Origin of the sequence: Bacteroides cutis, assembly GCF_900241005.1 — a bacterium.
GTDB lineage: Bacteria > Bacteroidota > Bacteroidia > Bacteroidales > Bacteroidaceae > Bacteroides > Bacteroides cutis.
The window spans coordinates 24315-38125 of record NZ_OEST01000009.1; the positions used below are offsets into that span (position 1 = coordinate 24315).

At 42.7% G+C, this 13811-nt stretch carries 8 protein-coding genes; 1 reads left to right on the forward strand and 7 read right to left on the reverse strand.

Annotation, left to right across the window (positions count from 1 at the left end; all coding sequences use genetic code 11):
• Positions 1–109: 109 nt before the first annotated feature.
• The 3 genes from thrC to thrA are packed head-to-tail and all read right to left on the reverse strand — an operon-like array spanning position 110 to position 5109.
• Positions 110–1411, reverse strand: a complete 1302-nt coding sequence (gene thrC, locus C1A09_RS15295) for a threonine synthase (protein WP_101545974.1) — start codon at positions 1409–1411, stop codon at positions 110–112.
• Entirely contained in the window at positions 1408–2664 is a 1257-nt protein-coding gene (locus C1A09_RS15300; RefSeq protein ID WP_101545976.1) for a cofactor-independent phosphoglycerate mutase, read from the reverse strand. The genes thrC and C1A09_RS15300 overlap by 4 nt, the downstream gene beginning before the upstream one ends.
• A 12-nt stretch (positions 2665–2676) precedes the next feature.
• A complete protein-coding gene (gene thrA, locus C1A09_RS15305; RefSeq protein WP_101545978.1) occupies positions 2677–5109 on the reverse strand; it encodes a bifunctional aspartate kinase/homoserine dehydrogenase I in 2433 nt (810 codons plus the stop codon).
• A 561-nt stretch (positions 5110–5670) separates the two neighbouring features.
• Here thrA and C1A09_RS15310 point away from each other — a divergent pair.
• Entirely contained in the window at positions 5671–6711 is a 1041-nt protein-coding gene (locus C1A09_RS15310; RefSeq protein ID WP_101545980.1) for an asparaginase, read from the forward strand.
• 22 nt (positions 6712–6733) lie between these two features.
• On the opposite strand, the gene C1A09_RS15315 is transcribed toward C1A09_RS15310, so the two are convergent.
• The 4 genes from C1A09_RS15315 to C1A09_RS15330 form a co-directional block, all read right to left on the reverse strand.
• Complete coding sequence (locus tag C1A09_RS15315) at positions 6734–7276, reverse strand: beta-class carbonic anhydrase (RefSeq protein WP_101545982.1); 543 nt, start codon at positions 7274–7276, stop codon at positions 6734–6736.
• 134 nt (positions 7277–7410) lie between these two features.
• Positions 7411–10266 carry a M60 family metallopeptidase gene (locus tag C1A09_RS15320; protein WP_101545984.1) on the reverse strand — a complete coding sequence of 952 codons (2856 nt, stop codon included), beginning with the start codon at positions 10264–10266 and terminating at the stop codon, positions 7411–7413.
• Positions 10267–10469: 203 nt separating this feature from the next.
• Positions 10470–11843, reverse strand: coding sequence for a BT_3987 domain-containing protein (locus tag C1A09_RS15325; protein WP_101545986.1), 1374 nt, complete (start codon positions 11841–11843; stop codon positions 10470–10472).
• A 50-nt stretch (positions 11844–11893) separates the two neighbouring features.
• Positions 11894–13801: a RagB/SusD family nutrient uptake outer membrane protein gene (locus tag C1A09_RS15330; RefSeq protein ID WP_101545989.1), complete on the reverse strand. Its 1908-nt coding sequence runs from the start codon at positions 13799–13801 to the stop codon at positions 11894–11896.
• Between the last annotated feature and the right edge of the window lie 10 nt (positions 13802–13811).

A 13811-nucleotide genomic window follows, 5' to 3' on the forward strand; every position in this document is an offset into this window, starting at 1 on the left:
GGAAGAGCAATGCCCTTCCGTTTCCCCAACTTAATATTAATAAATATCTATCATTGAACTTTACAAAGTTAAAACATAAAAAAGACAATATCAAGTATTTCCAGACTTTTTATAGCTTCATCAGATAATTCTTGAAGTCCACAAAATCTTTCGACATCAGCAAACTTTTCTTCTCTCCACGCATAAAGGTTTGAAGTTTCTCCGGTATCTGCACGGACTCACCGATAATACGTTCTACCGTATCCTTGAATTTTGCCGGATGGGCAGTTTCCAGGAACACACCTGTTTCACCAGACTGTAAACCCTCGACCAAGGCGCGATATCCGCAAGCACCGTGCGGGTCAAGAAGATAACGATCTTTCTTCCACACGTTTTTCATGGTCTCGGCAATCTGCTCGTCGGTATAAGTCGCCCCACTTATCTCGGCAGAGATAGCGGCATGGCTACCGCCGTAAAGGTCTAGTACGCGGGCAAAGTTACTAGGATCACCCACATCCATGGCATTGGCGATGGTGGCTATACTTGGACGCGGTGTATAAACACCTGTATTCAGGTATTGGAAGAAAATGTCGTTACGGTTGTTGGATGCGATGAAGCGTTTCACGGGAAGTCCCATACGTTTACCGAAGAGTCCGGCGGTGATATTACCGAAGTTGCCGCTGGGCACGCAAATAACGACATTATCACTCTTGCCGATACGCTTCAGTTGAGCGTAGGCATAGAAATAGTAGAATGCCTGTGGCAGGAAACGCGCCACGTTAATGGAATTGGCACTGGTGAGTTGCAAGTGCTCGTTGAGTTCCCGATCCATAAAAGCAGATTTAACCAAAGCCTGGCAGTCGTCGAACGTACCATCCACCTCGATAGCCGTGATATTCTGTCCCAAAGTAGTAAACTGTTTTTCCTGGATCTCACTGACTTTCCCTTTCGGATAGAGCACATACACATGAATACCCTCCACACCGAGAAAGCCATTGGCAACAGCACTACCCGTGTCACCGGAAGTGGCTACAAGAACATTAACCTGTTTTTTACCCTCTTTTTTGATAAAATAACCCAGTAAACGTGCCATGAAACGACCGCCTACATCCTTAAAGGCAAGCGTCGGTCCATGAAAAAGTTCGAGCGAATAAATATTCTCCGTAACCCCAACCAAAGGGACATCGAAACTGAGCGTATCATAAACAATCTGTTTCAAGATATCAGCAGGAACATCTTCGCCAAAGAATGCATCTGCCACACGATAAGCTATTTCCTGGAAACTCAGTGTATCAATGCTGTCATAAAACTCTTGCGGTAAGGATTTGATTACAAAGGGCATGAAAAGTCCTTTGTCTGCGGCAAGCCCCTTTACTACGGTTTCTTCAAGCGTAGCTTCGGGAGCTTGTTTGTTAGTGCTGTAATATTTCATAATATTTCTTTCATAAATTCATTAATAAACTCATCTTCTCTCATCAAACCGTAACTGCCGTTACAGGCCGCCACTTCGTCGAATGTCTGTACCTCGTCCGGCTCGATACCCGGATACCAGATAAAGAAAGGAACAGGCTCATTAGTATGGGTACGAAGCTCGCAAGGTGTAGGATGATCGGGCAATACGGCTATAGAGACGGGTTCGTCCCAGTTCTTCACAGCTTCGTAAACAGGACCTACTGCACGACTATCCAGGTTCTCGATCGTCAAAGTCTTCAAAGAAATGTCACCTTCATGACCCGCCTCATCACTGGCTTCGATATGCAAGTAAACAAAATCATCCGTTTTCAGCGCATCAAGGGCGGCAGCTACCTTGTTTTCGTAATTCGTATCATACAGCCCCGTTGCTCCTTCAACAATCAGGCGACGCAATCCGGCATAATAACCGATGCCGTTAATCAAATCAACAGCCGAAATCACAGCACCACACTTCACTTGCGGAAACTTGTCAGAAAGGCGTTCCATCTGCGGACGATACCCCGGGCTCCACGGCCAGATACTGTTTGCAGGGTCTTTCCCCCCGGCCATACGTTTTTGGTTGATAGGATGATTTTGCAAAAGTTCCCAAGAACGCATGATCAGGTCGTTTATCAGGTCGGCAGTTTGCTGAGGTGTCAAGTCTGCCTGCCCTTCAGGAGTAGTAATATTCTCCGTACCCGGCATCGGCTTCACCAGTAGAGGACGAAAAGGTTTTAAAGGAACATCATGCGGTGGGGTACAGTCAATACGCTTGTCGCCCCCTTTGATTACCAGCAGATGGCGATATTGAACACCTGTATAAAAGCGTACCCGTTCGTCACCCAGTTGTTCTTGCAAATATTTCACCAACACATCGGCTTCTTCAGTCGTGATGTGTCCGGCTGAATGGTTCTTTATATTATCACCTTCGATACAGATGATATTACAGCGCATCGCCATCTCACCGGGTTTCAACTCCACACCGATACTTGCAGCTTCCAAAGGTCCGCGACCTTCGTACACTTTCGGAAGATTATAACCCAAAACGGACATATTCGCCACTTCGCTGCCTGGATGGAAACCGTCGGCAACAGTCTTTAACCGCCCCACACGTCCCATTTGCGCCAGCTTATCCATATAAGGGATCTTGGCGCTTTGCAACAGCGTCTTGCCACCTAATGACTTCACAGGCCAGTCAGCCATTCCGTCACCTAATATGATAATATGTTTCATTTCCTTTATTGATTATACGTTTGCAATACTCATAATATCCGCAAATACTCCCGCAGCCGTCACACCTGCGCCAGCTCCATAACCTTGTATCATCATCGGATATTCTTTATAGCGTTCCGTAGTCAGCAAAATGATATTGTTACTGCCTTCCAAGCCATAGAACGGATGGTTGGCACCTACTTCCTGTAAGCCTACAGATGCTTTTCCGTTTTCCAACTTGGCAACGAAACGCCAATGTTTGTTTTCGGCCTCTAAAACCTTGCGACGTGCTTCAAAGTCAGCATCAAGACTCGGCACTTTCTTCCAGAAATCATCCAGAGAACCTTCAAAGAAGTCATCGGGTACAAAAAGATTTTTTTCAACATCACTTTGTTCCAAGCGATAACCGGCTTCACGCGCCAAAATCACCAGTTTACGAATAACGTCCTTACCACTCAGATCAATACGCGGATCAGGTTCGGAATAGCGTTCTTCCTGTGCCATCTTGATGGTCTTACTGAAAGGAATATCCGCACTGATCTTATTGAAGATATAATTCAGCGTACCACTCAGCACGGCTTCAATCTTTAATATCTTGTCGCCGCTATGGATGAGGTCGTTAATCGTATTGATAATTGGCAACCCCGCACCGACGTTAGTTTCAAACAAGTACTTCACACCGCGTTGACGAGCTATCTGCTTCAACTCACGGTAGTTCTCATATTCCGAAGAAGCGGCAATCTTATTGGCAGCCACCACGGAAACGTTGTGTTGCAGCAAATCTTTATAGAGTGACGCCACACCTGCACTGGCGGTACAGTCAACAAACACGGAATTGAAAATATTCATGCCGATAATCTCGTTACGCAACGTTTCGAGCGAACTTTCTTTACCTTTCACTTGCAATTCTTCACGAAAACGTCCCAGATCGAAGCCTTCGCGACTGAACATCGCTTTGTTGGCATCGGCGATACCCACTACATTCAGTTGTAAACCATTCTCCTGCATCAGCTTCTGACGTTGACTGTGGATTTGTTCTATCAGGCTGCCTCCCACCGTACCAATACCACAAATAAAGAGGTTGAGCACTTGATACTCCGAAAGGAAGAAAGAATCATGGATTACGTTCAAAGATTTACGCAACGACCTGTTGTCAACAACAAATGAAATATTCGTCTCCGAAGCCCCCTGCGCGCAAGCTATCACATTAATGCCATTACGTCCCAACGTACCAAATAATTTACCGGCTATACCCGGCGTATGCTTCATGTTTTCTCCGACAATGGCCACTGTAGCCAAGTTCTTTTCTGCCAAGATGGGTGAAATCTCTCCCATTTCAATCTCTTTGGCAAATTCTTCGGTCAGTACTTCGCAAGCGAGGTCGGCATCGGCATTGCGCACTCCGATAGATGTGGAATTCTCTGATGAAGCCTGTGAAACCAAGAACACACTGATACCGTTTTTTGCCAACGCTTTAAAAATACGGTAGTTTACACCAATTACACCTACCATACCCAAACCTTGCACGGTAATCAGGCTGGTGTCATTGATAGAAGAAATACCTTTAATGGCTTTACTCTGTGGATTGGAAACCTCTTGCTTGATAACCGTACCTATCCCTTCGGGGTTGAAGGTATTCTTCACCAAGATGGGTATATTCTTGTGGCAAACCGGATAAATCGTCGGTGGATATATCACTTTCGCACCAAAGTTACAAAGTTCCGTAGCCTCCACATAGCTGAGTTCGCTGATAGTATAAGCAGTAGAAATTACACGCGGGTCTGCTGTCATAAATCCGTCTACATCTGTCCATATCTCAAGGCTGTCCGCATTCAGTGCAGCAGCAATGATGGCAGCTGTATAATCAGAACCACCACGACCGAGGTTGGTTACATCTCCGGTAATTTTGTCGGTAGAGATAAATCCCGGAACCAATACACGCCGTGGAGCATCTTTGAATGTTTCACGCACCAGCGAATTGGTCAGTTCCGTATCAAGCACATGCTTGGAGTGTTTCTTTTCTGTTTTGATAAATTTACGGGAATCAAACCATTCCGCGCCTGTCAGTTGTGCGGTAATGATAGAAGAAAGACGTTCACCATAGCTGACAATCGTATCGGAAGTCTTTTGTGAAAGGTCTTTGATTAAATAAATACCCTGAAAAATATCTTTCAGTTCATTGAGCAGTTCACCTACCTGACGTTGCAAGGCAACTTGTGCTTCACCGGCAGGAATTACCTCCTTAATCATTTCTACATGGCGATAAACAATCTCACGAAATTCATTCTCATAAGAAGCATCACCCACAGAGGCCATCTTTGATGTATTTATCAGTTGGTCCGTAATGCCACCCAATGCAGAAACTACCACAATCACCGGTTCATTCACTGCTTCTACAATTCTCTTGACACTTAAAATACTATTTGCGGTTCCTACGGATGAACCGCCGAATTTCAATACTTTCATTATGTTGTTGTTTTCTGATTATCGATTTTTATACTTACATTACAATCGGTATCTATCGTACCAAAAACAATGAAAGTATATCTTTTTTCTGTTTTCATCATACTATTACTTCTAAGGGAAGAAATCCTTCGACAAGCTCAAGATTACAGATACCTCCGCCTGCAAAGCATGAATGAAAAATGATATTAAATAAAATAACTGCTGAAAAATGGTGTAACACGTAGAAACACAAATACTATCCCTTAACCCCTAAGGGTCATGGTGCACATGGATGTGACTGTATACTGATAGTACTTATTCATAGTCTCTTGTTTCTATCTTTTCTGATAAGTGTTGCAAAAGTAACAATAAAAACATTCAATCTATCACTTTTTACGACTTTTTTACGATAAAAATACAGGAAGCATATAAAAAGGCAAGAAATCTGCACATTTACTGACTAACATTTTCACACACCGTAGGTTATACCCTCATTATACAACCGGTTATTTTATATCATTTTGTCATAATTCTAAAGATATATCATTATCTTTGCATACAAACCTTGTTAGAATAGCGTATATGACCCCTGAAAATACTTCCGTTTTGTTAATATACACCGGCGGAACCATCGGAATGATAGAAAATACCGAGACCGGTGCTTTGGAGAACTTCAACTTTGAACAGTTACAGAAGCATGTGCCCGAACTACAGAAATTTACATTCAGCATCGATACTTATCAATTCGATCCTCCAATAGATTCTTCAGATATGGATCCTGATGCCTGGCGTAAACTTGTACATATCATAAGTGACAACTATGAGCAATATACCGGTTTTGTCATTCTTCACGGGACAGATACAATGGCCTATACGGCTTCCGCACTCAGCTTTATGCTCGAAGGTTTGGGTAAACCGGTTATCCTTACCGGATCACAGCTACCCATCAGTGTACTCCGTACAGACGGCAAGGAAAATCTGCTGACGAGTATAGAAATAGCCACCGCCTGCCATCCCAATGGACGTCCCGTCGTACCGGAAGTATGTATTTTCTTTGAGAACCACCTGATGCGCGGCAATCGTACAACCAAAATGAATGCCGAGAACTTCAATGCGTTCCGTTCGTTCAATTATCCGGTACTTGCTTCAGCGGGGATACATATAAAATATAATAATGTGCAAATTCATACAGATAATATCCAGCAAAAGTTAGTACCACATTATCTGCTTGACACGAATATTGCCGTTCTGAAACTCTTTCCGGGAATTCAGGAAAATATCGTAGCGGCTGTTCTTGCTGCCAAAGGTTTAAGGGCATTGGTACTTGAAACGTATGGTTCTGGAAACGCTCCCCGCAAGGAATGGTTCCTCCGCCAATTGAAAGATGCATGCGAACGGGGGATTATCATTGTAAATGTCACCCAATGCAGTGCGGGCACAGTAGAAATGGAACGTTACGAAACCGGTTACCGCCTGATGCAGGCCGGTGTGGTTTGCGGATACGACAGTACAACAGAATCTGCCGTCACCAAACTAATGTTCCTTTTAGGGCATAATTATTCGCTTGCCGAAGTGCGTAATCGAATGAGCCACCCCATTGCAGGCGAGATTACGGTGAGTTGATATAGGAAAGCCCTATATCAGTTTACTTGACAGCTGTCAAAGCTCCTGTAACGGAATCGATGATAAAACCGTGTACAGCAATATCCGAAGGTATCAACGGATGGTTAAGGATTGACTCTACCGTACTCCTCACCGACTTCTCCGTATCTTCAAATCCATATAACCAAGACTCAAAATCAACTCCGCAAAAACGAATCATATCGATGGTTTCCTGCTTGATTCCTCTGGCCTTCATATTCTCTATCATCTTGGCGCTGCTCATGTGGCAAGCACCGCAATCGGAATGTGCTATCACCATGACTTCCGTCACTCCCAATTCATAGATAGCGACCATCAAACTGCGGATAACGCTACCAAAAGGATGTGAAATAATGCCACCTGCATTTTTTATCATCTTTACATCACCATTCTTGATACCCAAAGCCGCCGGTAACAGTTCCGTCAAGCGGGTATCCATACAAGAAAGAATAGCTATTTTCTTATCGGGATATTTATTGGTTATGTACTTTTCATATCCCTTGTTTGTAACGAATTGCTTATTGTATTCAAGAATATCTTCTATCATAACTTCCTGAGGAATTAAAGTTCTATACTTACAAAAATAGAAAATCTCTGCGAGACTCTATCATCTTTACAATGAAAAGTCGGAAAAAAACAATGCGCTTCCTATGAAGTGAGCGCATTGTTCTTTTAAACCTTTTATTTAATTTCTATCCGGGTTCCATCCGCTTGTACAGCATAAAAACCTGCACCTTCCAAATCAATGCCATCAGGAACGGCAAAATTGAAGAAGTTAGAGAAATAAAGTATCTTGCCATTCTTGCGTAATTCAAAAGCTACTGCCTCATCTCCATTAGCCACCGTGAAAGCACGACCGGAACGGCTACAGGTAATAGTTTTCGTTATCTTCACATTATTCTGGAACTGTGTATAATAGCCAACATCCCCCACCCGATAATTATCAATTCCCACATCTCCATTCTTTCGGTCTTCCAAGTAATAGAAAGCATGTTTAGGAGCAGGGAACTTCGCCATGTAATTCTTGGCAGTTTCTATCATAGGCTCTGATACACGGTAAGTCCACGTACCATATTGTTCTATCGTTTCATCCACCGGCTCGAAGAAACCCCACATTTCAAAAAATTCCGTCAGGTTTTCGTTGGCAGCCTTACTTGCCATCATGGCAAACTTCAATTGCCCTTCACCCGGATCACTCTCTGAAATACGGTTTTCTCGCAACAGTTTGAATAAGGTCTGCCAGAAGTTTTTCTTATAACCACAACGATGATAGTAGTTCCACAACTGCCAGTTCATACGCATATGTACTTCCGTATCCTCATTTTGGTGAGTAGCCGAACCCATGTTCCACCACGCCTGCTTATTGACGAAACGTGCGGTTGCCAGTGCACTCAATTCACTACCACGAGAACAATACTTACCTAACTTATAAAGAATATAGTTGGAGAACAGGTTGTTTGATGATTCGGTAGAACCCGGCCAGTTGATGGCACGCTGATGAATATGCCCTATTTCGTGTGCAGGTCCCCATGCATTGTCTTTTGCTGCCATCACATTATCCTTCTGTAAAATATTATTCAAATAGGTATATACGAAAGCAATACGATAGCTCGATGCCCACATATAACTTCCCTCTGGAGAAATGGCAAACAAATGGTTATTCACCTGCGAAGGACGTACATCTTCAATTCCCATCAGTTCCTGTTGCCACCCCACAATATCATCCCACAGGTTGATGGCAGACAGCATATCATAAGGTACGGCTTGCTTCATCTGTTCGCGGTGGAAAAAGAATATAATCCGTTCACCCCTCACGCAAAAATATTTATAAGTAGCTTTATCTATTAATTCCTTATATTTATCATTAGTCTTGTGACGTGCCAGATCAAAATATCCGCTCACCTGTCCGCTACCAAGCGGAATATGTATCTTAATGGGTTCCGCAACCGGATTTGCCGTATACATCATAAACAACATGCCTTTCTGAGAAAAGCCCACCTTGTTCACACCTTCTGTGAGGAAGCGCGTTTCTCCGCTGGCAGCAGTCTGCACATAGTTCTTCTGGCCGTCACTGGTATTTTCTTCACCGATACATTGGATAGAAATAGTCTGTCCATGCGTGTCGCCCACCAGTACTATTACCGAGTCTCCCGCATTCACATAAATGCCTGTAGGGTTATCCAGATTACTATATTGCTTAGTCATAAGTGTTTCCGCCCATTCTTCGACATTACTATAAGGTTTATAGCTTTGTAAACGGAATTCTTTCTCCCATTCGTCATAAGTATTGTTCTTCAACTGTACGGCAATGTTGGCGAAATATCCCGGCAAGGCATTAATGGCATTGTCGGTAACATCGGTTCTCAGTTCACTGCAGGTAAGGTCAGTGAAGACCGTCAATAACTGTTTATCCAGCTTCTTATCGGTATTCTTTTGGTAAAATTCCATTTCACTGCAACTCACATAGTCGCCCAAACCGGATTTCACAGTAAACTTAATCTTGGTCACCTTCTGTAAAGTCTGCCCGAAATCCACACGGCTGGGCGCGTTCTGCATCTTGAAGTCAAATGAACCGAGAAGTTTGTAATCCGGTGCATCAGCTGTAGCAGTATAAATATCCAACTCTCCGAAATTACCGTTTCCGCTACGCGAATAATAAACAATATAATCTAAATCGGGGTTCTGATCGAAGAAATATTCCAATGTAACCGGGAAATTAGCACTAGTTCCCCAAGGAGAGTGATACATTATATGGTCCTCATTACCAATCTTTCCGTCAAAAGTATTCTCAATACCCTGTCCGTTCTGATGCTCACTGTCTTTGCCACCGGTAGGTACTATCTTCAAATCCCCCTCCAGTACCACATCATCCAAGCTCGAAGCCTTGGCATCCTGAGTCACCACACAAGTAGCCTTTATATTTTCGTCCTCGGAATAAGTATAGGTGAAAGTAGCTGTACGAGTAGTATAATCCGGATTGGCTTCTACCTGGTAAGTGTAATTTTTATCCGTCAAAGCACGTGTTATAGGCACTTCCTTTATCCATTCACTATTATCAGACTTATGTACAGTGTATTCTATGTTAGAAGTAATCGTGATAGAGAATGTACCACCTATAGCCGGTAGCTCGGCAGTCGGTGCGGTTTTGACCAATATAGCTGGTCCATAACCCAATTGACGTACCTTGATGGCATAGTTTCCCTCTACCGATGTCACGGTAACAGTAGCATTCCTTATATCCGGTTCCTCGCTTGCCTTCACAGCCAGCAAAATTTCCATATCACCCATATCAGAGGTACTTTTGGTCACAGGGCACCAGTCGGCATCGGACTTCACATCCCATAAACCACTTCCCAAATTGGTCTTTATGGGAATAACTACAGAAGAAGATTTCGCATCAAAATCCTGTTGGAGATACTCCTCGGCAATGGTAAAAAAAGGCTCTTCCCATTTTTCCGAATCACTGTTACTACACGCTGTAAGGGCAAATAGTACCCCGCAAAAGCAGAATATTGTTGAATAAAACAGCTTTATCATTATCAGGTATTAATTTAAAGTTAAAAAAAGAAAGAGAGAGGAATTATTTTCAAAATACTCCACTCTCCTCCACATGATTAATTTACTCCGGAATGCCTGTTTGAGGGGGACGGTACGTTACCTCCGTCCCCCGAAATAAAGGTTAGAAGATTTGTTTCAGTTATTAAGAGAGAGATAACATTCCGGTAAAGTTAGAGAACTCATCATTTTCCATAGATTTTCATTTCACCGCAGTTCCAGTAAGAACCAGTAAGGCAATTACCGGCTTTACTCTTCGTAACCGCAACACGAACATAAGTGAAAGATGTTCCTGAAGAGAATACTCCGGAAGCATACTCTTCGTCACCTTTCGTCAACGTTGAGGTCGCAGTACCTAATTTGGTCCATGTACTACCATCATTTCCTACATAAATATCGGTAGATACAGGTGCACCATTCGCATTTTCAAAGCGTGTCCAAAGGTTATAAGCAAAGTGATTGATGGCACTGTTCAGATGGAAGTCGATGTATTGTCCATAAACAGGATCAAAAACAGAACCAGAATAATTACCATGCCAATGTTTATTGGAAGCCCTACCATCGAACAAACCGGTCAAACCTGTACCGTCACCCTCGACTGTTGCATTAGAAGACAACATATCCAACGACAAGTTTATTTCATTCAATGAACTTCTCAGTACCGTATAATTTACACCTACAATGCATGTGGCACTTACGGCATCTATCTCAAAGTTTTCATTGGAAATACTCTTGATACGTAATGGTAACGCCTGACGTCCCCAGGACAATTTAGATTTATCAATAGAGATATTGACTGTTGCCGAATTTGTACCGGCGGTAAATGCAGCCGCTTCTATTTTATAAGCTCCTTGTGTCAACATATTCAGACTCTCGGCATTATCTGTATTATATTGCGTCAATACATCTTCGTCTACTTCAACTACAAAATCAAAGTTCCACTGATTATTTATTGGCATTACAACTTTCTGTTGAATCGTAACAGTACCACTATTATCGGTGATATCCTCAGTCGCAATATACCCAGTATTTTCAAAACCGATAGTCGGTGTCAAAACCTTCACAACATGGAGAAAAGCATATTTCTTTTCCGCATTTATCGAATCGGGACTATTCACCAGTTCAAAAGGGATTACAAAGGTACTATTTTCATCCAGATAGTTTTCTACACTTTCCGGTGAAATAGACACATCTACCGTCTTATACAAGTCGGATGTACCAAAGTTCAAATCGGATGTATCAATTGTATAACAATCTGCCGGAATCATCTTATAGTTAGTGCCTTCCGCAGCATTATAAGCGACCAATTCTGCATCGTCCATTACTTTGGCACTCACACTGGTAGTAGCTCCCAATTCGGAACCCGCTTTAACGACTGCCAACCGGTAATTTGTTTCTTCCCCTGTCTTATATAGAGTCATACTTATGGCACCACTATCCCTAAAGTAAAGAATTGTACTGAAATCACTCAGAAATTCATCTTTTCCATCCTCGCAGGCACTCTGTGTAAACAATAAAGACACAGCCAAGAGGAGATAATAACATATATATTTTTTCATATAAACTATTCGTTTATCGTTTGATTTAAATTCTTAAAATACCACTCCTATTACCATCCATAGTTTTGCGTAAGCAACTTATTACGGTCCAACTCTCTTTGTGAGAACGGATAGAGGTAATGATTCTTCTTGAACACACGGGTTTCAAAAACAGTACGTTCCCAGTAACCGTCCGGAGTTACAGAAGTATCACCTGCCGGCTGAGGAAAACTTGTATTCATGCCATACATAGGACCACCATCTGTTTCCTCGGCAATCATCCACGTACGAGTATCAAAGTAGCGATGGCTTTCAAAAGCAAGTTCCACACGGCGTTCCTTACGGCAAAGCTCTATCAATTCGTCAGCAGTGGCGTTGGGATAAATATCGGTAATAGGATCCAATCCGACACGGTCACGTAAGTCGGCCCATACTTCCAGTGCTTTGGCGCGATATCCATCGGGTAAGGCAACTCCTCTCTTCTCGCATTCAAACACGGCTTCTATGAAATTCAGATACATTTCCGCCAAACGGAATACAGGGAAAGTAACATTACCCCAAGTTCCGGAAGTAGAATTCAGTTTATGATCATAGAAACGGTTAATCAAATATCCACTCTTTGTAAAGTCGTGGCTCTTGTTTCCATTTCCACCTTTAGCAAAAGAAGTAACTGCCCAACCATCGGGATATGCCCATCCGGTACCACCAAAAAATACTGATACATAAAAGCGCGGCTCACGATCTTTATACATATTAGGCGCATTGATAGCAAAATCACCGTAAGCACTCCATCCATGCAAAGGATATGTCCAATCGCTTTTTTGTAATTCCGTTTCCGCATTGTACCCCGATTGCGGATCAACGATAGGAGTACCGTCCGCCTCATACCCTGTGATGGGATAACGTCCGTTACTCATGGCGTAAGCATCCACTTGTTGTTGCGTAGGTCCAACTGCACCATAAGCGGTTCCCGGTACACTGGTCGGTGTTACATTTACCGCCAGATAGAAACGATTTTTATATCCATCCGTCCAAATCAGTTCATCATTCCAAAGCTCACCCAGTATACCGTTATAATTTTCATAAGGATCATTGTTTTTAGACCGGTACAGTTTATAGTTAGGCATATCTATCACCTTTTTAGCAGCTTTAGCCGCTTCGAGCCACTTGTTGGCATCATAAGTTTGCGGGAAAAGGTTGACACCTGACAATTCCGGAAAATCGGCAGTCACCGGATTTTTCACACCGCTGTAAAGTGTGTTACCATTGAACAAATCACGGGCAGAATAAAGTAACAGACGGGAAATCACCGCATAACAAGTTCCTTTCGTAGCCAATCCATATTCAGCAGCTTCAAACTGTGTTTTCACAGCATCGCTCTCGGCACAAGCCGTCATTTCGCTTACTACATAATCCACACATTCATCCCAAGTGTTACGCGGGCGATATAAATCTTCCGTACTAGCCGTAAAGTCAAGCAATTCATCACCCAGCAAGAATACAGGTCCATAATCACGCATCATACAGAAATAATAGAAAGCGCGGGCAAATTTCGCCTGATAATAATACATGTCCAAATCCGCCTTGTTTGCCAAAGGATCGGAACAAGAATATACATTCTGCATGAAGATATTACATTCACGAATACCTTTATAATAACTGGCCATTTTATAATAAGGAACATTAGAAGCATTCCATGATCCAAAATTAATGTAACGATACTGGCGGTCATAAGCGATGGTACACTCATCCGAAGCTCCTAAATAAGGATCGTAGTCACCACAATACGTACTACGGGGTTGAGGTAAGAACGACATAGCGTTCAACCAATATTGCTTAACCGTATTTCTTGACTGCCATATCTTCTCAAAAGTCATTTTCTCATCTTCCTGCCTATCCAGAAAATCATCGCAAGAAGAAAGTATGAAGCTTCCGGCAGCGAAACATAAAAGCAAAAGGGATTTTATTTGAGTTTTCATAAAATTCTTA